The 23,240-nt window shown below is 65.0% G+C and carries 19 protein-coding genes and 1 pseudogene; 4 read left to right on the plus strand and 16 right to left on the minus strand.

Features of this window, described 5'->3' with window-relative positions; all coding sequences use genetic code 11:
• Positions 1-49: 49 nt before the first annotated feature.
• Positions 50-3,814 carry a vitamin B12-dependent ribonucleotide reductase gene (locus tag SO180_RS32510; RefSeq protein WP_449382908.1) on the minus strand — a complete coding sequence of 1,255 codons (3,765 nt, stop codon included), beginning with the start codon at positions 3,812-3,814 and terminating at the stop codon, positions 50-52.
• 728 nt (positions 3,815-4,542) lie between these two features.
• Here SO180_RS32510 and SO180_RS32515 point away from each other — a divergent pair.
• The gene (locus SO180_RS32515) at positions 4,543-5,439 is read left to right on the plus strand and encodes a DMT family transporter (RefSeq protein WP_449382909.1); all 897 of its coding nucleotides are present in this window, start codon (positions 4,543-4,545) and stop codon (positions 5,437-5,439) included.
• A 66-nt stretch (positions 5,440-5,505) separates the two neighbouring features.
• On the opposite strand, the pseudogene SO180_RS32520 reads toward SO180_RS32515, so the two are convergent.
• The 4 genes and pseudogenes from SO180_RS32520 to SO180_RS32535 all read right to left on the minus strand — a co-directional run bounded on the left by SO180_RS32520 (position 5,506) and on the right by SO180_RS32535 (position 9,605).
• A pseudogene (locus SO180_RS32520) lies at positions 5,506-6,049 on the minus strand (REP-associated tyrosine transposase).
• A gap of 62 nt (positions 6,050-6,111) precedes the next feature.
• On the minus strand, positions 6,112-8,364 hold the full coding sequence (locus SO180_RS32525) for a CHASE3 domain-containing protein (protein WP_449382910.1): 2,253 nt from the start codon (positions 8,362-8,364) through the stop codon (positions 6,112-6,114).
• Positions 8,361-8,771 carry a response regulator gene (locus SO180_RS32530; protein ID WP_449382911.1) on the minus strand — a complete coding sequence of 137 codons (411 nt, stop codon included), beginning with the start codon at positions 8,769-8,771 and terminating at the stop codon, positions 8,361-8,363. The genes SO180_RS32525 and SO180_RS32530 overlap by 4 nt, the downstream gene beginning before the upstream one ends.
• Before the next feature lie 228 nt (positions 8,772-8,999).
• Complete coding sequence (locus SO180_RS32535; RefSeq protein WP_449382912.1) at positions 9,000-9,605, minus strand: BA14K family protein; 606 nt, start codon at positions 9,603-9,605, stop codon at positions 9,000-9,002.
• 233 nt (positions 9,606-9,838) lie between these two features.
• Between SO180_RS32535 and SO180_RS32540 the strand changes: the two genes are divergently transcribed.
• Positions 9,839-10,246: an NADH:ubiquinone oxidoreductase subunit NDUFA12 gene (locus tag SO180_RS32540; RefSeq protein ID WP_449382913.1), complete on the plus strand. Its 408-nt coding sequence runs from the start codon at positions 9,839-9,841 to the stop codon at positions 10,244-10,246.
• A gap of 344 nt (positions 10,247-10,590) precedes the next feature.
• Here the strand turns inward: SO180_RS32540 and SO180_RS32545 are convergent, their stop codons facing one another.
• Positions 10,591-11,277, minus strand: a complete 687-nt coding sequence (locus SO180_RS32545; protein ID WP_449382914.1) for a DJ-1/PfpI family protein — start codon at positions 11,275-11,277, stop codon at positions 10,591-10,593.
• Between the two features lie 105 nt (positions 11,278-11,382).
• Here SO180_RS32545 and SO180_RS32550 point away from each other — a divergent pair, with 105 nt between their 5' ends.
• Positions 11,383-12,321, plus strand: coding sequence for a GlxA family transcriptional regulator (locus SO180_RS32550; protein WP_449382915.1), 939 nt, complete (start codon positions 11,383-11,385; stop codon positions 12,319-12,321).
• On the opposite strand, the gene SO180_RS32555 is transcribed toward SO180_RS32550, so the two are convergent.
• Together SO180_RS32555 and SO180_RS32560 are read right to left on the minus strand one after the other, a co-directional pair.
• Positions 12,318-13,328: a Na+-dependent transporter gene (locus tag SO180_RS32555; protein WP_449382916.1), complete on the minus strand. Its 1,011-nt coding sequence runs from the start codon at positions 13,326-13,328 to the stop codon at positions 12,318-12,320. The genes SO180_RS32550 and SO180_RS32555 overlap by 4 nt on opposite strands.
• Before the next feature lie 213 nt (positions 13,329-13,541).
• Positions 13,542-14,489: an alpha/beta hydrolase gene (locus SO180_RS32560; RefSeq protein WP_449382917.1), complete on the minus strand. Its 948-nt coding sequence runs from the start codon at positions 14,487-14,489 to the stop codon at positions 13,542-13,544.
• Between the two features lie 261 nt (positions 14,490-14,750).
• Between SO180_RS32560 and SO180_RS32565 the strand changes: the two genes are divergently transcribed.
• A complete protein-coding gene (locus tag SO180_RS32565) occupies positions 14,751-15,827 on the plus strand; it encodes a DUF2155 domain-containing protein (protein WP_449382918.1) in 1,077 nt (358 codons plus the stop codon).
• On the opposite strand, the gene aat is transcribed toward SO180_RS32565, so the two are convergent.
• The 8 genes from aat to SO180_RS32605 form a co-directional block, all read right to left on the minus strand.
• The gene (gene aat, locus SO180_RS32570; RefSeq protein ID WP_449382919.1) at positions 15,824-16,501 is read right to left on the minus strand and encodes a leucyl/phenylalanyl-tRNA--protein transferase; all 678 of its coding nucleotides are present in this window, start codon (positions 16,499-16,501) and stop codon (positions 15,824-15,826) included. The two genes, SO180_RS32565 and aat, sit on opposite strands and share 4 nt — an antisense overlap.
• 62 nt (positions 16,502-16,563) lie before the next feature.
• A complete protein-coding gene (locus SO180_RS32575; RefSeq protein WP_449382920.1) occupies positions 16,564-17,667 on the minus strand; it encodes a sensor histidine kinase in 1,104 nt (367 codons plus the stop codon).
• The gene (locus tag SO180_RS32580) at positions 17,664-18,104 is read right to left on the minus strand and encodes a response regulator (RefSeq protein WP_449382921.1); all 441 of its coding nucleotides are present in this window, start codon (positions 18,102-18,104) and stop codon (positions 17,664-17,666) included. The genes SO180_RS32575 and SO180_RS32580 overlap by 4 nt, the downstream gene beginning before the upstream one ends.
• Positions 18,101-19,627, minus strand: a complete 1,527-nt coding sequence (locus SO180_RS32585; protein WP_449382922.1) for a sensor histidine kinase — start codon at positions 19,625-19,627, stop codon at positions 18,101-18,103. Before SO180_RS32585 ends, SO180_RS32580 begins: the two co-directional genes overlap by 4 nt.
• Positions 19,628-19,734: 107 nt before the next feature.
• Positions 19,735-21,084, minus strand: coding sequence for an acetyl-CoA carboxylase biotin carboxylase subunit (accC, locus tag SO180_RS32590; RefSeq protein ID WP_449382923.1), 1,350 nt, complete (start codon positions 21,082-21,084; stop codon positions 19,735-19,737).
• 81 nt (positions 21,085-21,165) lie between these two features.
• Complete coding sequence (gene accB, locus SO180_RS32595) at positions 21,166-21,651, minus strand: acetyl-CoA carboxylase biotin carboxyl carrier protein (RefSeq protein WP_449382924.1); 486 nt, start codon at positions 21,649-21,651, stop codon at positions 21,166-21,168.
• A 35-nt stretch (positions 21,652-21,686) separates the two neighbouring features.
• Positions 21,687-22,154 carry a type II 3-dehydroquinate dehydratase gene (gene aroQ, locus SO180_RS32600; protein ID WP_449382925.1) on the minus strand — a complete coding sequence of 156 codons (468 nt, stop codon included), beginning with the start codon at positions 22,152-22,154 and terminating at the stop codon, positions 21,687-21,689.
• Between the two features lie 232 nt (positions 22,155-22,386).
• A complete protein-coding gene (locus tag SO180_RS32605; protein WP_449382926.1) occupies positions 22,387-23,220 on the minus strand; it encodes a DUF1236 domain-containing protein in 834 nt (277 codons plus the stop codon).
• Positions 23,221-23,240: the final 20 nt, after the last annotated feature.

Consider the following 23,240-nt stretch of genomic DNA (forward strand, 5'->3'; position numbering starts at 1 on the left):
CAGCAGCAGTGGGCGTCGTCGCCGCCGCCGCAGCAGCAACTCCGAACTGTCAACTGCAGCCTGTTGTCGAACCGCACGTATCGCACTTCATGCAGGTGCCATTCCGCACCAGCGTGAAGTTGCCGCACTCGCTGCACATCTCACCTTCGTAACCCTTTGCCTTCGCTTCCGCGCGGCGTTCGGCCTTGGTGGGGACGACCGTCTGCGCGGTGCCGGCCTTGCTCCACTGGAGCTGCTCGAGCTTCTCTGTTGGAGAGAGGTCGTGGCTGGCTTCCTGCTTCAGGGCGACGGCGCCTTCGATCGTGTCGCCGGCGCGGGCGGATGCGCCGTGCAGCGCGGTGACGCGGTGGCCGCCGGCGGGGGCGCTGTCGTTGCCGGAGGAGACCGCGGCCGAGCCGCCGCGCATCACGACCAGGTTGTCGGTGCGCGAGCGGGTGAGGCCGCGCGAGACCAGCTTGGTCGCGTGGTGGCCGCCCTCGTCGTCCGGCTCCTTGCCTTCCTCGACGCCCTTGCCGAGCGCGTCAAAGCCCGTCTCGCTGGGATCGACGTGGGCGAGGTCGAAGCGGCTGAGGTAGCTCACCGCCAGCTCGCGGAAGACGTAGTCGAGGATCGAGGTCGCGTACTTGATGCTGTCGTTGCCCTGCACGGGGCCCGCCGGCTCGAAGCGGGTGAAGGTGAAGGCGTCGACATATTCGTCGAGCGGCACGCCGTATTGCAGGCCGAGCGACACGGCGATGGCGAAGTTGTTGATGAAGGAGCGGAGCGCCGCGCCTTCCTTGTGCATGTCGATGAAGATCTCGCCGAGACGGCCGTCGTCATACTCGCCGGTGCGCAAGTACACCTTGTGGCCGCCGACGACCGCCTTCTGGGTGTAGCCCTTGCGGCGATCCGGCATCTTCTCGCGCTCGCGCATCACGATGATGCGCTCGACGAGCTTTTCGACGATCTTCTCGGAGACCTGGGCGGCACGCGCCGCCATCGGCTTCTCGTAGATCTGCTCGACCGCATCATCCTCGTCCTCATCATCGCTGATGAGCTGCGAGTTGAGCGGCTGGGAGAGTTTTGAGCCGTCGCGATAGAGCGCGTTGGCTTTCAGGGCGAGTTTCCACGACAGCATGTAGGCGGACTTGCAGTCCTCCACCGTGGCGTCGTTCGGCATGTTGATGGTCTTGGAGATCGCACCCGAGATGAAGGGCTGGCTCGCGGCCATCATGCGGATGTGGCTCTCGACCGACAGATAGCGCTTGCCGATCTTGCCGCAGGGGTTGGCGCAGTCGAACACCGGATAGTGCTCGGCCTTCAGGTGCGGGGCACCTTCCACCGTCATCGCGCCGCAGATGTGGACGTTGGCCGCCTCGATCTCGCGCTTGGTGAAGCCGACGGCCTGGAGCAGATCGAAGCCGGGGGCTGCGATCGCCTCGGCACCGATGCCGAGCTGCTCGCGGATGAAGTCCTCGCCAAAAGTCCACTTGTTGAAGGCGAACTTGATGTCGAAGGCGGTCGGCAGGGCCTTTTCGACCTTGGCGATCGCCTCATCAGTGAAGCCTTTGGCCTTCAGCGTCGAGGCGTTGATGCCGGGGGCGTTGGAGAGCGAACCGTGGCCGACGGCATAGGCTTCGATCTCCGCGATCTCGCTCTCGCGATAGCCGAGCGCGCGCAGCGCTGCGGGGACCGCGCGGTTGATGATCTTGAAGTAGCCGCCGCCGGCGAGCTTCTTGAACTTCACCAGCGCGAAGTCGGGCTCGATGCCGGTGGTGTCGCAATCCATGACGAGGCCGATCGTGCCGGTCGGCGCGATCACCGTGGTCTGGGCGTTGCGATAGCCGTGCTGCTCGCCGAGCTCGAGCGCCGCATCCCAGGCTGCCTGCGCATGCGCGACCAGGTCGGCTTGCGGGCAGGAGGCGTGGTCGAGCGGCACCGGATTGACCGAGAGCGCCTCGTAGCCGGAGCTCTGGCCGTGCGCGGCGCGGCGGTGGTTGCGGATGACGCGCAGCATGTGCGCGGCATTCTTCTTGTAGCCGGGGAAGGTGCCGAGTTCGGCCGCCATCTCCGCCGACGTCTTGTAGGTGACGCCGGTCATGACGGCAGTCAGCGCGCCGCAGAGCGCGCGGCCTTCCTTGCTGTCATACGGCAGGCCCATGGTCATCAGCAGGCCGCCGATATTGGCGTAGCCGAGGCCGAGCGTGCGGAACTCGTAGGAGAGCTCGGCGATCGCGCGGGAGGGGAACTGCGCCATCATCACGGAGATTTCGAGCACGAGCGTCCAGAGCCGGCAGAGATGCTCGTAGCCATCGACGTCAAAGTGCTTGGTCGTCGTGTTGTAGAACGTCAGCAAATTGGCGGAGGCGAGGTTGCACGCCGTGTCGTCCAGGAACATGTATTCCGAGCACGGATTGGACGCGCGGATGTCGCCGGACGCCTTGCAGGTGTGCCAGTCGTTCATCGTGGTGTTGAAGTGCAGGCCCGGATCGGCCGACGCCCAGGCGGCGTAGCCGATCTTCTCCCAGAGGTCGCGGGCACGCAGCGTCTTCGTCACCTTCTTGTTGGTGCGGCCAATGAGGCTCCAGTCGCCGTCGGTCTCCACCGCGCGGAGGAAGTCGTCCTTCAGCGAGACCGAGTTGTTAGAGTTCTGGCCGGAAACCGTGAGGTAGGCTTCCGAATCCCAGTCGGTGTCGTAGGTGTCGAACTGGATGTCCTTGTAGCCCTGCTTGGCGAACTGGATCACCCGCTTGATGTAGTTGTCGGGCACGAGGCTCTTGCGCGCGAGCTTGATTTCGCGACGCAGGGCAGGGTTCTTCTCGGGATCGAAGCAATCATCGCCCGAGCCTTCGCAGTTGACGCAGGCCTTCAGCACCGCCTTGAGGTGCTTCTGGTTGATCTTGGATCCGGTGACGAGGGCGGCGACCTTCTGCTCCTCCTTCACCTTCCAGTCGATATAGGTCTCGATGTCGGGGTGATCGACGTCGACCACGACCATCTTGGCCGCGCGGCGCGTGGTGCCGCCGCTCTTGATCGCGCCCGCCGCGCGGTCGCCGATCTTGAGGAAGCTCATCAGGCCCGACGAGCGGCCGCCGCCGGACAGCTTTTCGCCTTCACCGCGCAGGCGCGAGAAGTTCGAGCCGGTGCCGGAGCCGTATTTGAACAGGCGCGCCTCGCGCACCCAGAGGTCCATGATGCCGCCCTCGTTGACGAGGTCGTCACCGACGCCCTGGATGAAGCAGGCGTGCGGCTGCGGATGCTCGTAGGCCGACTTCGACTTGGTCAGCTTGCCGGTGAAGGGGTCGACGTAATAGTGGCCCTGGCCGGGGCCGTCGATGCCATAGGCCCAGTGCAGGCCGGTGTTGAACCATTGCGGCGAGTTCGGCGCGACCATCTGCATGGCGAGCATGTAGCGGAGCTCGTCATAGAAGGCCTGGGCGTCGTCGTCGGAGGAGAAGTACTTGCCCTTCCAGCCCCAGTAGGTCCAGCAGCCGGCGAGGCGGTCGAACACCTGCTTGGCGCTGAGCTCGCTGACATAGCGCTCTTTCTCAGGCAGGAGGCTAAGCGCCTCGGTATCGGGCACGGAGCGCCATAGGAAGGAGGGGACGGATTCCTCCTCGACCTTCTTCAGGCGCGCGGCAACGCCGGCCTTGCGGAAATATTTCTGGGCCAGCACGTCGGAGGCGACCTGCGACCACTCGGTCGGCACTTCGACGTTATCAAGCTTGAACACGACCGAGCCGTCGGGATTGCGGATCTCCGACGTGGTCAGGCGGAATTCGATCCCGGCGTAAGGGGATTGTCCTGCAGTGGTGTGGCGCCGCTCAATTCTCATAGTTTGCCCCGTCCTTTTTTGACCGGATCCGCCTTCGTTCGGGCGTCCCGGGTAGTTGTTTTCACGCGACTCCTCCCGGCCGTTTCGGCTTTAAGGCTTCGCAAGCTCAGCCGGTGGATCCGGCCCAGTTTCTCCCGACGAAATCATCCGCCGGCATGTCCACCCGCACCCGCCCCCAAGGGGATGCGCGCGACATGCGTTCAACGCCACCACACTACGCTTGCTCCGGGCCTGTTTCGGCCCGTTCGAGCGCCCCTTGAGAGTCGACAAATCAAGGGCAGACAAGCCCTTCACCCGCTGCCCCCTTCGGCTGGCGGAGTGGTCATTTGCGAGGACCCTTTGGGGAGTGACCGGCGGGACGCAAACACACTCGCGCCGAACGGACCCAAAGCTAGGACTCTCCGTTGCGCACGTCAAGAACTAGTGCGAGTTCCTGAATCAAATACTAAATATGGTGGAAAGACGGGGATAACAGGGGTGGGAACCGCGCCTGTTGTGGAGGCAAGTATCAGTGAGTCCTGAGAGATTCCCAACCGAAAAAATTTGTGTTTGGGGATGCCTGAGGGGCTTCGTCCCGCTGTTCACAGGCTCGTTTATTTTTGCCCCCGGGGCATTGCGTCAGTAGGACTCACGTAGTGCTACGGAACGTACAGGCAGCCATGCTCGCTTGGGTGGTGGTGGAGGGGACCGATAGGCGACAAGGTGGGCCGTTTCTGCCGGGCTACCACATGCATGATTCGACACGACGGGGAATGCGGACGCGCATCGCCCCGGCCGGCCTGATGTTCCTTGCCATCACGTCGGTGGGCTGGGGCTTCAACTGGCCGGTGACCAAGTTTCTGCTCTCCGAACTGCCGCCGCTGACGCTTCGCGGCGTCACCGGTGTGCTCGGCGCGCTGCTGCTCGCAGCCCTTGCCGTGATCCGCCGCGACAGCCTGAGGATCGCGCCCGGAATATGGCCGCGGCTTCTGGTCGCGGCTCTCCTCAACGTCACCGGCTGGATGGTGCTGATGGGGCTGGCGCTGTTGTGGCTGCCGGCGAGCGAGGCGGCGCTGATCGCCTACACCATGCCGGTCTGGGCCTCGCTCTTTGCCTGGCCGGTGCTGGGGGAACGGCCGACGCTCCTGCGCACCATCGCGCTGGTGATGGCCTTTGCAGGTCTCGCCTCGATCATGGGCGGCAACGGCGTCTCCGCAAGCGCGGCGAAGTTGCCGGGCATCATCATGGCGCTCGGCGGCTCGATCGGTTTTGCGGTCGGCACGGTGGTCTCAAAGAAATACCCGATCCATCTGCCGCCTATCACGGCCGCCGCCTGGCAGATCGGTCTCGGCTGCCTGCCGGTCGCGATCGTGGGCGTTGTGCTGGAGACGACGCATCTATCGCGGGTGACGCCGGTCGGCTGGGGCTTGCTGGTCTATTCGGTCGTCGGCCAGTTCTGCATCGCCTATGTCAGCTGGTTCGCCGCCCTGTCGCGGCTGCCGGCCTCGGTTGCCGCGATCGGCACCATGGCCGTGCCCGTCATCGGCGTCGTGACCTCGGCGCTCGCGCTGCACGAGCCGCTGGGAGTGGGGCAGATCGCCGCGCTGGCCTTCACCCTCGCCGGCGTCGTGCTGGCGACGCGTTAGCTCACGTCCTCCTTCCCCAGTATGTAGGATGGGTAGAGCGAAGCGAAACCCATCAACTTTCTTCTCTCAAGTTCTTTCGCCGAATTGTGGACCGTCCTCGTCGCGGGAAACGCCTCCGGCCCAGTCTTCCGGGTAAATGCCGAGCTTGACGAAGCGATGGAACGACGACGGAGCCCAATCTGACACCCGACCGACCAACCCATGCTTCACGGGATTGATGTGAACATAGTCGATGTGTCTCGCCAGATCCGCCTCGTTCCGGATGGTGTGCTCCCAATAGCGGCGCTGCCACAGACCGCGCTCGCCCCTCCCGGCACGGCTTGCTGAAATCCGCTCGACCCGCGCGAGGTTGCGAGAGAAAGCTGACTTGATCAATCGCCATCGTGTCGCGAAATCCGCATCACCTTCGGGCATGCTCCAGACAGTAATGAAGATGGTCAGGCAGCACAACGATTGCATCGATCGTGAACGGGTACCTTTGACGCGTCTCTCGGAATGCCGCGCGCAGCAACTCGATATGGGTCGTCAACAACGAGAGCTTCCGTTCCACCAGATTGACGGTGAAGAAGAAGGTCCCGCCGGGGATGAAGTTGCGGCGATACGAGGTCATTCCCGAAGGATAGCACAACTGTTGGGCGACGGGTTTCGCTTCGCTCTACCCATCCTACAATGCTAGCCCACCGGCTCCTTGCCGAGCGCCAGGCGGATCATCTCGGCGAGCTGATTGCGGCGGTAAGGTTTGGTCAGCAGCAGCACGCCTTCGTCGAGCTTGCCCTGGTGGACGATCGCGTTGTCGGTATAGCCGGAGGTGTAGAGTACCTTGACACCCGGCCGGCGTTTGTCGACCTCCAGCGCAAGCACGCGTCCGCTCATGCCGCCGGGGATGACGACGTCGGTGAACAGGAGATCGAACGGCTCGCCGCGCTCGACGAGCGCGAGCGCAGTGCGGCTGTCGGGGGCGGCGATGGTCTTGTAGCCGAGGCTTTGTAGCTGTGCGGTGACGAAGTTGCGCACGAGATTGTCGTCCTCCACGACCAGGATGGTTTCGGCGCCGCCGGTCGCCGCCGGCGCCGCGGTGGTCGCCGTCTCGCTCGCGCCTTCGCCGGGCGGCAGATAGAGCTTGATCGTCGTGCCGTGGCCCGCCTCGCTGTAGATCTTGATGTGGCCGCCGGACTGCTTGACGAAGCCGTAGACCATCGACAGTCCGAGGCCTGAGCCCTTGCCGATCTCCTTGGTGGTGAAGAACGGCTCAAAGGCCTTTTCCTGCACATCCAGCGGCATGCCGCTGCCGGTGTCGCTGACCGCGAGCATCACATAGGCGCCGGGCGTGACGTCCGGGTTGGCCTGCGCGTAGGCCTCGTCCAGCGTCACCCGACGCGTCTCCAGCAACAGCTTGCCGCCGTCGGGCATGGCGTCGCGCGCGTTGATCGCCATGTTCAGGACCGCGTTGGTCAGCCGGGACGGATCGATGTGCGAGGTCATCGGCCCCTGTTCGAGCGCGGTCTCGATCTGGATCTGCTCGCCGAGGGCGGGACGCAGCAGCTTTGCGCTGTCTGATACCGCCGCGTTGACGTCGACGTTGCGTGGCTCCAGCGGCTGCTTGCGGGCAAAGGCGAGCAGGTGCTGGATCAGCTCGGCGCAACGCTGCGCGGCATCGTCGATCAGCCGCGCCACGCGCTGCAGCTCAGGTTGCTCCTTGAGGCTGCCGACCAGCGTCTCGGTATTGCCCGAGATCACCGTGAGCATGTTGTTGAAGTCGTGTGCGACGCCGCCGGTCAGCTTGCCGATGGCGTCTAGCTTCTGCGACTGATGCAGCTGCCGCTCGGTCTCGCGCGAGATGGTCGCATCGTGATAGACCAGCACCGCGCCGGAGATCACGCCTTGCGCAGTGCGCATCGGCCGCCCGCTGATGAGGAGATGGCGGACGGGATTGCCGCTGTGCGGGCGGACGATCATCTCCATCTCTTCGAACTCGTCGCCGCGCAGCACGCGCGCCGATGGCAGCTCCTCAGGGATGAGCGGCGTCACGCCGTCGCCTTGGAACACGTCCGACATCGTGCGCAGGCTGGTCAGGTTCATCCCGGCGCGATGCAGCAGCATGCGCTCTGCGGCGGGATTCGACAGAAGGACGTTGCTGTCCCTGTCGATGACGAGCACCGCTTCCGCCATGCTGTGGAAGGTGCTTTGCAGCACGTTCACGGAGATGCGGAGCTCGTCATGGGCGGTGACGAGGTGCTCGGTTCGCTCGGCGACCGCCGCCTCCAGCGCCTCGTTGGCAGCCCTGGTCTCATGCAGCGTGCTTTGCAGGGCGACACTGCTGCGCCGGGTCTCGCGCAACAGCAGCGCGACCAGCAGCAGGATCAGCACCGCGCCGGCGACGTCGATACCGAGCAGGACAATGCCGGTGCGGCGCGACTCCGCCGCGCGGGCGGCCAGCCGCCGCTCTTCCTCCGCGGTCAGCCGGTCGAGATTTGCGGTCACCGTCTCCATCAGGCCGCGGCCTTCCGCCTTGCCCTGGAGCGCGGTGATGCCGTCCCCGTCGTTCGCTGCGCGCAACCGCATCGCTTCGGCCGCGATGTCGAGCCGGCGCAGAACCAGCGCTTCGGTGCTCTCAAGCAGCGCGACCTGATCGGGATTGTCGCGCAGCGCGCGCTTGAGATCGGCGAGGGCAGGCGCGATCGCCCCGCGCGTCGCCTGGAATTCGTCGTTGAAGGCCTGGCTGCGATAGAGCTCATAGCCGCGCGCCGCGCTTTCGGCGCGACGGACGAGCAGGCGCAGCTCCGAGATCTTCTTGAGCGCCCCCACGGTGTGGTTGGCCCATGACGTGTCGAACCGCGACTTGACGTCGAGTCCGATCGAGGCCGCGGTGATGATCAGGAGGATCGCAAGTCCGGCACCGAGAATGACGCGCTGCGAAGCAATCAAGGGAATTTGTTGTCCTTCACCGGAGCGGCCTCGTCGAGGCATTCCTTGATTGCAGTCAGCAGCGTCTCCGGCGTGAACGGCTTGCGCAGGCAGCGCGTTGCGCCGAGCTCGAGCGCCATGCGGAGAAAATCGGGCGAGGGCGATGCGGACGAGGCAAACGCGTAGCCGGACATCGCGATCAGAGGGATCGTCGGGGCACGCTCATGGAAGATGCGAATCGACTCGAAGCCGCGCATATGCGGCATGAAAATGTCGACCAGCATCGCGTCGAAGGTCTGCTGCTCCAGCGCAGCCAGCCCGGTCTCACCGCCGTCAGTCAACGTGACGTCGAAGCCCTGGCGTTGGAGGAGGACCTCGATGGTCGCGCCGACCATCGGATCGTCATCAACCACGAGAATGCGCGGCATGACTCTGCCTAACCAATCGAAGTCCCCACAGTCTTTGCTGATATAGGCGAATCGTGGATCGGGTCAATTTTGGATTGGATCAGGACAGATATGCACGGTGAGGTGCATAAAACCCGCGATGTATGGCGTTCGTGTGAAAGCCTGCGCAGCGCGAGATGACACGTCAAAAAGGCGCCGCGCGATCACGGCGCCTTTTCGATCAGATTGGAGCGATGCAACTAACCGTCGCTAGGGGCAGGGATGTCGCAGACCGTCATAGCCGAGATAAGTCCCTGACGCGGGGTCATAGGACCTGTAGCGCTGGGCACAATAGGCTGCGGAATCGCCGCCGGTGTCGGGCACAACGGCAACGCTCGGGCCGGAGTCATAATAGTAATCGTCGCCGTAATAGTAGGGATCATTGTAGTACGGGCCGCCGGAGTAAGCGTACGACCCCAGGGTCCCGATCGCGGCGCCAGCAGCTACGCCGGGCCAGAAGCCGCCACCGCGATGGTGCCAGCCGCCACCACGCCAGTTGCCGCCGTTCCAGTTGCCGGACGGCGCGCCGGCTGCGACACGACCGCCTCCGCTGAAGGCCGGCGCGGAGACGCCAGGACGAACGGCCGTGGAGGCTGCGAAATTGCCGCCGCCACCGCGGAATGCGCCACCGCCGCTAAATCCGCCACCACCCATGCGGGCTCCGCCACCGCCGCCACCGCCTCCGATGGCGGCGTGCCCGCCACCGCCACCGCCGACAGCCTGAGCGCGGGATTGGGCAAGGCTGGCGGTCGGTGCGGCCAGCGGGAGAACCAGTGCCAGCGCCGCCGTGGCGGTCAAAACTCTGAGATTGTTCATATTCGGCTCCTTTTCCCCAAATCCAACCACTCAAGCAGGCAGTGGTTCCAGGGCGCCCGCGGAGGTTTGCGTGGGGAGCGCAGGATTCCAATCCGCGTCTGTACCCAGCATGAACGGATCGCGTCCTCGTTGCGGCGGATCAGCGCATTCCAGATGGTTCATCCGCGGAGCGGCAACTGGACAAGTTCGCTTCCGGATGGCATCAGGACCGCACGAAGCAGGGCCCTTGCCGCATGAAACAATTCTTCCTCAAGCTCTTCACCTGGTGGAACGGCCAGACCTTTGGCACACAGCTCTGGACCTGGCGGTTCGGCGAGCTGGTGGGCGAGGACGAGCAGGGCAATCGCTACTACCGGACCCGCGGCGGGGTGATCGATCCGACGCTCGGTTTCGAGCGGCGCTGGGTGATCTATAACGGCTATGCCGAAGCGAGCCGCGTGCCGCCGGCCTGGCATGGCTGGATGCATCACGTGGTCGATGTGCCGCCGACCGAGCTCGACTACAAGCCGCGCGAGTGGGAAAAGCCCCATCAGCCGAACCTGACCGGCACGCCCAAGGCCTATCGGCCCTCGGGTTCGACGCTTGCGAGCGGCAAGCGCCCCAAGGCGACGGGCGACTATCAGCCCTGGACGCCTGGCTAGACCGGCAAATTCCGCAAATCATCGGCGTTGGATGCATTCGCATCCGGCTATCGTCGCTGTGAACAACGGGAACAGCGGGGACGCAGCATGCGCGGCCGTTGCTCTACCGCGAGCGATGCGGCTCAATGAACCATCTTACGGAGATGGGAGACCATCGCGCACGGTTCGGGCAACAGTTCGCGACTGTCCCGAAATGCAGCGGCTGCCGAACAGGACTCGATCGGGAGATAGGCCCCCCGGTCTGGAAGCTCCGAAATCGCCCGTTTGAATGTGCAGCTGTCGTAAGACAGGAAAGGCCGCCCGGGAAACCAGGCGGCCTTTTTCTGTTTGTCGGTCGCGTGTCCTCACATCACCCTGGCCGCAGCCTGCTTGGCGGCTTCAATGCGGCGCGCCTGCGAGGGCGCGATGCGTTCCTTCATCAGTGCGAGCACTTCGGCGGGCGCGGTCTCCGGCGAACCCGCATTGAAGGGCGGTGCCGGATTGTATTCGAGGCGGAGCTGAATCGCTTCGGCCATGGTGCGGTCGACCAGGATCGAGACCAGTGTCAGCGCGAAATCGATTCCGGCGGTGACGCCGCCGCCGGTAATCCGGTTGCGGTCGATGCAGACGCGCGTCCGTGTCGGTGTCGCGCCGAACAGCGCCAGCACCTCCATCGCGCTCCAATGGGTGACGGCGCGATAGCCCTTCAAGAGGCCGGCTGCGCCGAGCACCAGCGATCCCGTGCACACCGAGGTGATGTATTTAGCGCCCTCGGCCTGGCTGCGCAGGAAATCGAGCACCTCCTCGTCATTGACGAGCGCATCGGTGCCGAAGCCGCCGGGTACGCAGATCACGTCGAGCTGCGGACAATCGGCGAAGGTCGTGGTCGGCGTCAGCGTCAGCACGGAATCGCTCGGAACAGGCTCGATCCGCTTCCAGATCAGGTGCACCTCGGCGCCGGGTACGGAGGAAAACACCTGCACGGGTCCGGTGAGGTCGAGCTGGGTGACGCGTGGAAAAACCAGACATCCGATTCTGAGCGGTGACGACATGAGAGCCTCCAGACAATCAGCTTGACGGGCCAACGATGCCATGATGCTCTCCTGTCAGAAATGGCATAATTCCCTCATTTTCGGACATAGCGCGGGGTTTGGCCCATGATCGGCGTCCTGATCTTTCCCGATTTCCAGTTGCTCGATGCAGCGGGCCCGATCTCGGTGTTCGAGATCGCTGCGCGCTATTCGAAGATGGTGCCTGTCATCCGGGTGCTAGCGCTGCACGCCGGGCCCGTGCGCAGCTCGTCCGGCGTCGAGATCATGGCGCGCGATTTCAAAACGGCGAATGCGGTCACGACATTGATCATCGCGGGCGGCGAGGGCGTGGCAGGCGCGGCGCGCTGTCCGGCAACGTTAGGCTTCGTGCAGCGGCTGGCCAAGCGCGGCGTGCGCGTCGCCAGCGTCTGCTCCGGTGCCTATGTGCTGGCGGAGGCGGGCCTGCTTGACGGCAAGCGCGCGACCACGCATTGGGGCCGCACCCGCGATTTCGTCGCGCGCTATCCCAAGGTGAAGCTCGAGCCCGACCAGATCTTCACCCGCGACGGCAATGTTTGGACCTCGGCCGGCATCTCAGCCGGCATCGATCTCGCGCTGGCGATGGTGACCGAGGATCACGGCGAGGCGGTCGCACAGGACACCGCGCGCCAGCTCGTGCTGTACCATCGCCGCAGCGGCGGACAGTCGCAATTCTCCTCGCTGCTCGAATTGAAGACGCCGAACGGCCGCTTCGGACCGCTGCTCGCCTGGGCGCGCGAGAACCTCGATACGCCCTTGACCGTCGAGGATCTCGCCGAGCACGCCAACATGAGCGCCCGGCACTTTGCGCGCGCCTTTGCCGCGGAGACCGGCGCGACGCCGTCAAAGGCGATCGAGCGCTTGCGCGTCGAGGTGGCGCGCGAGCGTGTCCAGTCGTCCAGCGAAGCGATCGAGCTCGTGGCGCAGTCGACCGGCTTCCGCGATCCTGAAAGGATGCGCCGCGCCTTCATCCGCGCCTTTGGCCAGCCGCCGCAATCGTTGCGGCGCGCGGCGCGGGCGAGTTAGCGTGTCGTTTCCGCGGTCGCGGTGCCCGCGGTTGCTTGTGACTGCGCCGTCAAACGTCGCGCGATCGGCGTCAGCATCTGTGGCGCGACGTAGTAGGGAAACTGGGTGAGCGCGAAATAGAGCCAGGTCGTGCCGGGCAGGGTTGCCGCCGTCGCCGCCAGCATCAGCCCAATATTGCGCTGCGATACCATCAGGCCAAGTGCGAGCGCCTGTTCGTAACCGATGCGGCGGAACAGCAGCGTCGTGACGATCAAGAGCGCAAAGAAGATGGCGAAGGCGAGCAGCGCAATGCCGATCGACAGCAGGGGATCGGCCAGGAAGTCGGCGATCACGTTGCCCATCACGGCCGCGACGAAGACCAGCAGGATGATGATGTTGACGCCGTCGATCGGCCGGCGCTGACGCTGGATCGCGTCCGCGCCGAACAGCCAGCGGATCACGGTCGCCGTCGTGAGCGATCCCGCAAGGATCGCGAGCAGTTTTGCACCGAGCGCGAGCGGCGAGATGCTGAGCGTTCCGCCAAGGAAGAGTGCGGCGAACAGTGACGCCGTGAACGGCACCAGCGCGGTGGAGGTCACGAGCGTGACCAGCAACAGCGTGGCATCGAGGCCCATCAGCGCCGCGATCGCGGGCGAGGCCATCATCGGCGAAGCGATGGCCTGGAGCATCAGGGCGAGGAACAGCTCGGGCGAGCGGGCATCGAATCCGGACAGATGCGCAGCGAGGCCAAAGATCAGGGGAACGCCGATCGTCGTCCAGGCGGTTGCCGCGACGATCAGACCCGGCCGGCGCAGATGGGCGCGCAGCGCAGCAAGGTCGACGCGCATGAAGGAGATGACGAGCAGGAGGAAGATCGCCTCGGTCACGTAAGGCCGCAGCACTGCCCCCAGTGGCGGGATTGCGATCCCGAACAGCACCAGCGCCGCCACGGCGCGGGTGCCCTGGTCGCCGAGCCATGCGAGCCATCGCACGGGAGCGGCCAAGGTGCGTTGCAGGCTGAGGGGCATTTTGACTTCCAGGGGAGTGTCACCTCGCGCGAAGAGGTTGAGGCGATCTGTGGAGCGCAACTCTTGAGGCACTGGCCTTGTTGTTCAAAGTAACAAGTGGTTGCGGTGTATTGCACGCGCTGTAGCCTGATGGAGCGTAGCGTCATCCGGGGACGGGACCAATGACGACAGCCCCGCATTTCGCTTCGCTCCATGCGGGCTACGACATCGTCTTCAGCCCAACTTCTTCAACCATGCGCCGATCTCCGCGGCTGCAACATCGGCCTGCGGCAACAGCTTGCCCATGGTGAAGAAGCCATGGAATTGGCCGGGGAAGTGGCGACAGGCGACGGGCACGCCGGCCTGCCTCAAGCGCTCTGCATAGTCGTGGCCTTCATCGCGCAAGGGATCTGCGCCGGCGGTCAGCACATAGGCCGGCGGCAGGCCATTGAGCGCGGTGGCGCGGGCCGGCGAGGCGCGCCAGTCGTGCGCGTCGGCGGCGCCGTTCAGATAATGGCCTTTGAACCAGCGGACGACGGAATGGCTGAGGAGCAGGCTGGTCTCGGGCTCGCTGTGCGAGGCGTGGGTCATCGCGAAATCGACGGCGGGATAGATCAGCACCTGGCCTGCGAGACTCAAGCCGTTGCCATCGCGGGCAGCGATGGCGACCACGGCGGCGAGATTGCCGCCGGCGCTGTCGCCGCCGACGCAGAGGCGCGATGCATCGATGCCAAGCGTGCTGGCGTTCGCGGCGATCCAATGGGTCGCTTCGATGGCGTCGTCGACCGCGGCGGGAAACTTGTGCTCGGGCGCCAGGCGATAGTCGACCGAGATCACGATCAGCTCGCCCTCGACGGCGAGCTTGCGGGCTGCGACGTCATGGGTGTCGAGGTCGCCGATCACCCAGCCCCCGCCATGGAAGAACACCAGAGCCGGCGATAGACCGCCACGTCGGCGCAGCCTCATTGGCACGTAGAGGCGGGCAGGGATCGTGCCGTGCGGCGCCGGGATCGCAAGGGCTTCGACGCGTGCCAGCTCGGGCGGCTCGGGATTGGTTGCAAAGCCCGCTCGGGAATAATCCGCGCGAGCTTCCGACGCGGTCAGCGTTTCATAAGGTGGACGGGCGGCCTGAAGAAACGCCTGGTAGACGGCGGCGGCGTCGGAATCGAGGACGATTGGCATGGGAGACCTTGCGAGGAATTTGCTGATGTCGCTGCCGGGCTCGCCTGTTGGGGCCCCCGGAATGAGAGGGAAGCCGCCGTCTGTCGGGGCCCGCCGGAGATGGGCCGCCGCTGCAACTATCCCACCTGACGGGTGGTCTGGCCAGCCAAGGGACCGGGAAGGGACCGGGAAGGGGCCGGCGGGCGTGGGGGAAACCGCCCTTTCCCCGCCGTATTCGGCGTGTTAACCGGATGGTCTGCGAGCGGCCGTAACCCCTGTACAATGCTCGATAAACCCGATTCGCTGTTGAAGCCGCGCGAGATGTCTCGAAACCTGATCCTGACCGGCCTTGCGGCGCTCTTTGCCGCCACAGCGATGACCGTCTCGCCTCCGGCGCAGGCGCAGATCGGCACCATCTTCTCTGATCCGCCGCCGCTGCGGCCGCCCGGCAGCATTCCGCGCGGCAACCAGCCGCAGCAGCAGATGCCTGACGATGACGAGGAGGTGCCGGAGCTGCCGCCGCAGGGCCGCGTGCTGCCGACGCCGAACCGACCCGCCCCCCGCCAAGGAAATATCGCGCCCAATGCTCTGCCCGGTCCGGTGGAGACGCAGCCTTTGGCCCCGCCGCCGGGAAGTACCGTGCTGCCGCAGAACCAGCAGCCCTCCATCGCGGTTGCGCCGCCCAATCCTCAAAGCCCACCGCCGCAGCCGGGCGCCAATCCGACGCTGCCGGGCTTGCCGCCCGGGCAGCGACAGCCCAAGGGAACACCGCAAAACGGCGTTCCGCAGACGCCGGCCAGCCTTCAGCCGGGCGATGAGGTCGTTACCGAGCCGCCGGCGCAGAAGATCGTGAACAAGAAGGCGACCTTCTCGGGCCTCGACAAGATCACCGGCCGCATCATCAATTTCGACGAGGAGATCGGGGAGACCGTGCAGTTCGGCGCGCTGCGGGTCAAAACCGACGCCTGCTACACGCGGCCGGCAACCGAAGCCGCCAATACCGATGCCTTCGTCGAGGTCGACGAGATCACGCTGCAAGGCGAGGTGAAGCGGATTTTTTCGGGCTGGATGTTTGCGGCGAGCCCGGGCCTGCACGGCGTCGAGCACCCGATCTACGACATCTGGCTGACCGACTGCAAAGAGCCGCAGCAGACGATCGCGACCGCAGCGCCGGATCCGGCGAGCAAGCCGGCCACGCCACCGCCGCCGCCGGCACAGAAGAAGGCCGCGCCCAAGCAGGCCGTGCAGCAGCAGCGTCCCCCGCAGCCTCCGCCGGTGCAGCAGCCGCAGCCGGCACCGCCGCCTCCGCCGCCACAGCAGCCGAGCCTCTTCCCGTTCCCGGGCTTCGGCCGGAATTAGCTTCTCGTTGCGATGATCTCGAGCGCGCTCGCCCCCGGGATCGCGTCTCCAGGCAATTTCAGGAAGTCGGCGGACTCGCCTGCGAGCGCCTTGTCGAGCAGGGCGGTGTAACGGCGCCTGGAAATCTCGACCGCACCGAAGCTGCGCAGATGCTCGGTGACATATTGCGTGTCGAGCAGCTCGAAGCCGCCGTAGATGAGGCGCGCCACCAGATGCACCAGTGCGACCTTCGAGGCATCGCGCGCGGTGTGAAACATGCTTTCGCCGAAGAAGGCGCGCCCCAGGCTCACGCCATAGAGGCCACCGACGAGGTCGTCGCCCTGCCAGGCCTCGACGCTGTGGCAGTGGCCGAGCTCGTGCAGGCCGCCATAGAGGTCGCGGATGCGCTTGTTGATCCAGGTGTCCTCGCGGCCGGCCTGCGGCGCCGCGCAGCCGGCGATCGTCGCCTTGAAGGCAGTGTTGACGGTGACGCGAAACACATCCGAGCGCACGGTGCGCGCAAGGCGCGAGGCGACGCGAAATCCCTCGAGCGGGATCACGCCGCGCATCTCCGGCTCGACCCAGAACAGCGTCGGATCGTCCGCGCTCTCGGCCATCGGAAAGATGCCGCAGGCATAGGCACGCAGCAGCACGGCGGGGGTGATTTCAGACGAGGCGGAGTCGCGCGAAGTCATGCGCGGCACATTAGCAGGATCGTGGCAGCCTTGCGATGGGGTCCGATGCGGGGCCTCGCACGTCAGCTCGCGGCGGCGTTGTTCGTCGTCGTCGATGGCGCGGGCAGGCGGCGGAACTTGAGCAGGATCTTCGTCCCAGTGTGATCCGGATCGCGTTCGACGGAGGCGTCGAGCTTGGAAGCCATCGCCGCAACGATGCGCTGGCCCATCCCGGTCGAGCGCGGATCGGCCTTGGCGTTGTCACCAACGCCATCATCGGCGATCGACAGTACGAGATCCTCGCCCTGCGAGGTCAGCTCGACGTGAATGGGGCCGGCGCCGTCCGGATAGGCGTATTTCACCGCGTTCATGACCAGCTCGTTGACGATGATGCCGACCGCCACTGCGCGGTCCGGATCGATCTCGATCGGCTCCGCCTTCAGCGTCAGGCGCGACATCCGGTTGCCCTCGGCCGAGCGGCGGAGGTCCTCGAGCAGCGAGTCCAAATACTGGTTCAGGACGACGCTCTTCAGATCCTGCGAGGTGTAGAGGCGGCGGTGCACCTGCGCGACCGCGGCGACGCGGCCCATCGCATTGGTCAGGGCGGCCTTGACCTCCTCCTGCGCAGCCGAGCTTGCCTGCAGATGCAGCAGCGAAGCGATGATCTGGAGCGAGTTGCCGACGCGGTGATTGACCTCGCGCAGCAGCATTTCGCGTTCGGCGGCCAGCGCCGCGTAGCGGTCGCGCGAGGCGTGGATTTCGGCTTCCGCCTCCTCGCGCGCCTTCTGGAGCGCAGCTTGGCGCAGGGCGCCATCGGCAGCGACATGCAGCAGCGGGATGAAGTCGCCCGTGACGTCCTTGACGAGGTAGTCGGCTGCGCCCGCCTTCAGCGCTGTGACGGCGATGCTGGAATCCTGCGACGCCGTGACGAAGACGACCGGCGGGGCGTTCGGGATCGCCATGATCCGTTCGAGTGTCTCAAGACCGTCGAGGCCCGGCATGTACTGGTCGAGCGCCACGACGTCGATGCCGCCATCGACGTTTCCTTGCCGGATGCGCGCGAGGCCTTCCTCGCCGCTTGTGGCAAGGATCACCTTGTAGCCGCGGCGCGTCAGACCGCGCTCGACGAGGCGCGCCAGCGCGTCATCGTCGTCGATATAGAGCAGCGTCGGCGTTGTCCGGTTCATGTTGCTGCTGGGGGCACCTGGATGACGGAGAAGAATAGCCCGAGCTGCCGGATCGCGTTGGCAAAATTCTCGTAATTGACCGGTTTTGTGATGTAGACGTTACAGCCGAGCTCGTAGCAGCGCTTGATCTCCTGGGAGTCGTCGGTGGTGGTCAGCACCACTACGGGAGAGGCCTTCAGGTACTTGTTCTCCTTGATCCGCTTCAGGATCTCGATCCCGGTCGTGTCGGGCAGGTTGAGATCGAGCAGGATCAGCAGCGCATTGCCCTTCTGGACGAGGCCGGAGCCGTCAGCGCCGAACAGAAAGCGGATGGCGTCCGTGCCGTTGGCAAAAGGCACGATCGGGTTGTTCACCCCGGAGCGGCGGATATTGCGTTCGATGAGGCGGGCGTGCCCCTCGTCGTCCTCGATCATTATGATGGTGACGGGCTGTGTCATTGTTCTGCGTTCCGCTTGCTCGCGTTCCACTTGATCGGCAGCGTGATCGTAAATGTGCTGCCGACGTTGAGTTCGGAGGAGACCGACATCGTACCGCCGAGCCGGCGCACCAGCGCGCGGACGTGGGCAAGGCCGATGCCCTGGCCCGGCTTGTCCTGGAGGCCGGCGCGGCGGAACAGATCGAAGATGCGGTGGTGATCCTTCGGATCGATGCCGCGGCCATTGTCGGAGATATCGAAGATCGCATAGCCGAGCTTGGTGCGGCCGCGCAGCGCGATCTCGCCGGGCACGCCGCTCTTGAGATACTTGATGGCGTTGTCGATCAGGTTGGAGAAGATCTGCTCCAGCGCTAGCCGGTCGCTCACGATGTCGGGCAGCTCGCCGACGCGGATTTCGGCCTGCGCTTCGGCTGACTGATGTGCCACCGTCGCGACGATCGCCTCGATCAGCTCGCGCGTGTCGATCCTGACCGGCTCGAATTCGCGCCGGCCCTCGCGGGTGAGGTTGAGGATCGCCGAGATCAGGCGATCCATCTTGGCGATCGAGGATTTGATGAAGCCGAGCGCCTCGGAAAAATCCTGCGAGAGCTGTTTGTCCGACCCTTCCAGCGGGATTTCCGCGGCATCCTTCATCGCCAGCGGCGGCCCGTCCGCCGGGACGTGGGTGAGGCTGCCGATGCGCCGGAAGAGGTCGCTTCCCAACTCCTCGAGCTCGCTGGTGAAGCCCATGATGTTGACCAGCGGCGAGCGCAGGTCGTGGCTCACGATATAGGCGAAGCGCTGGATCTCGTTGTTGGCTTCGCGCAAGTCTGCCGTCCGTTCATCGACGGTGGCCTCAAGATTGACGTTGGAATCGCGCAGGCGCGTCTCGGCCTCGTCGCGGAGGGCTGCCGAGCGCCGCACCAGCCAGATCGAGATCAAGGCGAGCACGACGACGAGACCGGAGCCGATGCCGGTCAACGACGCTGCCAGCGTCTGGCTGTTGTTGGCATTGGCCGAGCGCAGTGCAAATAATCGCTGCTCCTCGCGGAGCATGGCGTCCGCAGCGTCGCGGATCGTGCTCGTCGTGTTGCCGGCAGCCGCTTCACGGACGAGCGCCGAGGCACGTGCGAAGTCGCTCTGCTGGATATAATTCATCTCGCGCGTGAACTGGTCGAGCCTGGTTTCGACCGCTGGCCGCAGCTTGCGGACGTTGTCGGCCTGCGCGGGATTGTCCTTGGTCAGCTCCGCGAGCCTCGTGAGATGCGGCAGGACCGCCGCCACCGCGGCCTGGTGGTCGGTCCAGAATTCCGGCCCCCGCGTGAGGAGAAATCCGCTCGCACTGCTCTCGGCGCGACGAACTTCCAGGAGCAGCGTGTGGATCTGGTTCTCGACCTCGATGGTGTGAATGACCGAGGCGTTGTCGTCGCGTGCCTTGTTGACGAGGTAGACCGAGCCGGCGCTGATCACCGTCAGCACCAAGAGTCCCGCCGCGAACAGCAGGATCTGCCAAAGTGCGCGCCGCCGTCTCAGGTCAGGCGCCACGCCAATTCCAGTTCCGACCTTAAGAATTTCCACTCCCCCGTGCAGAAAACCCGCCGATAACGCTGCAAGCGGCGTCCGGTTCCATGGCGAGGGAAGGATGGTCGCCGCTAGTTGCCGGACTGGCCGGCCAGGTACTGTTCCAACCAGTGGATATGATAGTCGCCGTCGATGATCGCGTCTTCGCGCACCAGCGCGCGGAACAGGGGCAGCGTCGTCTCGATGCCGTCAACCACCATCTCGTCCAGCGCCCGGCGCAGCCGCATCAGGCATTCGGTGCGGGTCTTGCCGTGCACGATCAGTTTGCCGACGAGGGAATCGTAATAGGGCGGGATCGTGTAGCCCTGATAGACCGCGGAATCGATCCGCACGCCCAGACCGCCAGGCGGATGGTACTGCAGGATCCGGCCGGGCGAGGGCCGAAAGGTCTGCGGGTTCTCCGCATTGATGCGGCACTCGATCGCGTGCCCGATGATCTGGATCTCTTCCTGCTTCGCCGGCAGGTCGCCGCCGGCGGCAATGCGGATCTGCTCCAGCACGAGGTCGATGTCGGTGATGCTTTCGGTGACGGGATGTTCGACCTGGATGCGGGTGTTCATCTCGATGAAGTAGAACTCGCCGTCCTCATAGAGGAACTCGATGGTGCCGACGCCGAGATATTTCATCTCGCGCATGGCCTTGGCACAGGTTTCACCGATCTTGGCGCGGGCGGCTGCGGAGAGAACGGGCGAGGGGCCTTCCTCCCAGACCTTCTGATGACGGCGTTGCAGCGAGCAGTCGCGTTCGCCAAGGTGGATCGCGCCACCGCGGCCGTCGCCAAGGATCTGGATTTCGATGTGGCGCGGCTTCTGCAGGTATTTTTCCAGATAGACTGACGCGTCGCCGAAGGCGGATTTCGCCTCGTTGGCGGCCGTCGATAGCGCCAGCGCAAGCTCTGCCTCGCTATGCGCGACCTTCATGCCGCGGCCGCCGCCGCCGGCGGCAGCCTTCACCAGCACGGGGAAGCCGATCTCCTTCGCGATCGCCGTCGCGTTGTCGTTGGGACCGACGGCACCGTCGGAGCCGGGCACCACGGGGATGCCGAGCCGCTTGGCGGTCTTCTTGGCCTCGATCTTGTCGCCCATCAGGCGGATGTGCTCCGCCTTCGGGCCGATGAAGTGCAGATTGTGCTCGGAGAGGATTTCCGCAAAGCGCGCATTCTCCGACAGGAAGCCGTAGCCCGGATGCACCGCATCGGCGCCGGTGATCTCGCAGGCCGCGAGCAGCGCGGGAACGTTGAGATAGCTGTCCTTCGACTGCGGCGGCCCGATGCATACGCTCTCGTCGGAGAGGCGGACGTGCATCGCGTCCGCATCGGCGGTGGAGTGCACGGCGACGGTCGCGATCCCGAGCTCCTTGCAAGCCCGCAGGATACGAAGGGCGATCTCGCCGCGATTGGCTATGAGGATCTTGTCGAACATGGTGTCCTGCCGCGAATAGCGAGTGGCGAATGGCGAATAGGGAAGGCCAATGCCATTCGCTATTCGCTACTCCCCGTTCGCCTACTCAATAATCACAAGCGGTTCGCCGAACTCGACCGGCTGGCTGTCCTCGACCAGAATCTGCGTCACGGTTCCGGCGCGCGGCGAGGGGATTTGGTTCATGGTCTTCATCGCTTCGATGATGAGGAGCGTCTGACCGACCGAAACCTTGGAGCCGACCTCGATGAAAGGCTTTGCGCCCGGCTCCGGCGCCCAATAGGCGGTGCCGACCATCGGCGAGGTGACGGCGCCGGGATGTTTCGAGAGATCTGCTGGCGCTGTGGCCGCAGTCGCCGCTCCAAGTGCCGCGACGGGAGCCGCGATGACCGATGTCGGCAGGGCCGCGGCGACGCTGACGTTGCGCGCGACGCGCAGACGAAGTCCTGCACGCTCGATCTCGATCTCGGTGAGGCTCGTCTCGTCGAGCAGGGTCGCGAGCTCGCGGATGAGCGCGGAGTCCTCGCTGGAAAACTTTGCAGCTGCTTTATCGTCTGGCTGGCGCGCCATGATCTTGATTCCGAACCTCTGTTTGAAAAGGGGCGTCAGGCTTTGGGCTGGATGCCGAGCTTGGCGGCAAGGCCCTGGATCGCGAGACGGTAGCCCTCGATGCCGAAGCCGCACAGCGAAGCGAAGGCGGCGCGGGCGGTGTAGGAATGGTGACGGAAACTCTCGCGGGCGTGGATGTTGGTGACGTGCACCTCGACCGTCGGGATCTGCACCGCGAGCAGCGCATCGTGCAGCGCGATCGAGGTGTGCGAATAGCCGCCGGCGTTGATGATGATACCCTTCATCTTGCGGGCGTGCGCCTCGTGGATGAAGTCGATCAATTCGCCTTCGCGGTTGGACTGCCGGCAGTCGGCCTTGAGACCGAACTTCGCTGCGGTCTCCCGGCAGAGCGTCTCGACGTCGGCCAGCGTCGCGTGCCCGTATTTCTCCGGTTCGCGCGTCCCCAGCATGTTGAGGTTCGGCCCGTTGAGGACGAGGATCGTGTCGGTCGCAGGTTCAGCCATTCAAATCCCGTCAGGTGCTTTGGCGGAGGTGGCGGGGGTTATAGGTAACAAAGGGGCCTGAGGGAAGCCTTCAACGACCTCCCGCACGGCTTCAGATAGCTCATCCAGCCTGCAAAAAGCTGTGTGGAAGCTACGGAAATTGCTTGTTAACCAGCCCAAATCATGGCTGCCGGCCGACCGCAAAAAGGGCGGGCATCGCTGCCCGCCCTCGGGGGTGCCGGTTTGTCGGCCGTCAGGCGTTGAGAACCGCGATGATCTCATAGGTGGCGGGATCGATGATCACGATCTCTTCGCGGACCACGATGTACCTGTAGCTCCGCCACTCCGGATAGATCGTCGCCACCCGTGACGGCAGCACGTGCAGCTCGATGCCCTCACGCGGGATCCGCGTGCCGACCGAAACCGAGAAGTTGACGTTGCTGACGGGAGCCACGTGCTCCTCGTGGATCACGGATGTGATCTGCGTGCGTTGCTCGGTCGAGAGCTTGGCGCCCGCGCCGGCCTGGCCGGTGGTCTGTGTCTGGGTCGACGTGCCCTGGCGGTTCTCGCCTGTGGCCGTGCCGGACTTGGTTTGGGTCTCCGAGCTCATGCCCTTCGACCTGTCCTGCTGACCCTGAGCGCGTTCATCTGTGCGCTGGCCCTTCGTTGCACCCGACTTCTCCTCAGCCGTCGGATTCTTGTGCATCGTGCCAGAGGACTTCTCGTCTCTCATCGTACCCGAGGACTTCTCCTCGGCGCCGGACTTCATGGATCCGCCGGCCTGTCCAACGGTGCCTTTTTCCTTGCCCGTGGAATCCCTGTGCATGGCACCGGACTTCTCGTCCTTCATCGCCCCCGAGGACCTTTCTTCAGCGCCGGACTTCATAGATCCGCCGGCCTGTCCCACGGTGCCCTTTTCCCTGCTCATGGCACCGCCATGTTCAGCCGCGCCGGTGGAAGGTTGCGCGTTCTGTTGCATCTGCTGGGAGCCGCCGGACTCCTTGGTCCCGGTTCCCTGCGCATTCGCGAGACCAGTACCCGCGACGAGTGCCAGCGCGGCAACCGAGATCATAAAGCGATTAGTCATTGAACCTCTCCTCACGTGTT

It is taken from the genome of Bradyrhizobium sp. UFLA05-112 (genome assembly GCF_053572325.1).

Coding starts and splice junctions, on each gene's coding strand:
- SO180_RS32545 (WP_449382914.1), bottom strand. CDS start 11,277: ATGTCGTCACCGCTCAGAATCGGATGTCTGGTTTTTCCACGCGTCACC.
- SO180_RS32575 (WP_449382920.1), bottom strand. CDS start 17,667: ATGAACCGGACAACGCCGACGCTGCTCTATATCGACGACGATGACGCG.
- SO180_RS32565 (WP_449382918.1), top strand. CDS start 14,751: ATGCTCGATAAACCCGATTCGCTGTTGAAGCCGCGCGAGATGTCTCGA.
- SO180_RS32530 (WP_449382911.1), bottom strand. CDS start 8,771: ATGCCGCGCATTCTCGTGGTTGATGACGATCCGATGGTCGGCGCGACC.
- SO180_RS32540 (WP_449382913.1), top strand. CDS start 9,839: ATGAAACAATTCTTCCTCAAGCTCTTCACCTGGTGGAACGGCCAGACC.
- SO180_RS32580 (WP_449382921.1), bottom strand. CDS start 18,104: ATGACACAGCCCGTCACCATCATAATGATCGAGGACGACGAGGGGCAC.
- accB (WP_449382924.1), bottom strand. CDS start 21,651: ATGGCGCGCCAGCCAGACGATAAAGCAGCTGCAAAGTTTTCCAGCGAG.
- SO180_RS32510 (WP_449382908.1), bottom strand. CDS start 3,814: ATGAGAATTGAGCGGCGCCACACCACTGCAGGACAATCCCCTTACGCC.
- SO180_RS32550 (WP_449382915.1), top strand. CDS start 11,383: ATGATCGGCGTCCTGATCTTTCCCGATTTCCAGTTGCTCGATGCAGCG.
- SO180_RS32555 (WP_449382916.1), bottom strand. CDS start 13,328: ATGCCCCTCAGCCTGCAACGCACCTTGGCCGCTCCCGTGCGATGGCTC.
- SO180_RS32515 (WP_449382909.1), top strand. CDS start 4,543: ATGCATGATTCGACACGACGGGGAATGCGGACGCGCATCGCCCCGGCC.
- SO180_RS32560 (WP_449382917.1), bottom strand. CDS start 14,489: ATGCCAATCGTCCTCGATTCCGACGCCGCCGCCGTCTACCAGGCGTTT.
- SO180_RS32535 (WP_449382912.1), bottom strand. CDS start 9,605: ATGAACAATCTCAGAGTTTTGACCGCCACGGCGGCGCTGGCACTGGTT.
- aroQ (WP_449382925.1), bottom strand. CDS start 22,154: ATGGCTGAACCTGCGACCGACACGATCCTCGTCCTCAACGGGCCGAAC.
- SO180_RS32605 (WP_449382926.1), bottom strand. CDS start 23,220: ATGACTAATCGCTTTATGATCTCGGTTGCCGCGCTGGCACTCGTCGCG.
- accC (WP_449382923.1), bottom strand. CDS start 21,084: ATGTTCGACAAGATCCTCATAGCCAATCGCGGCGAGATCGCCCTTCGT.
- aat (WP_449382919.1), bottom strand. CDS start 16,501: ATGACTTCGCGCGACTCCGCCTCGTCTGAAATCACCCCCGCCGTGCTG.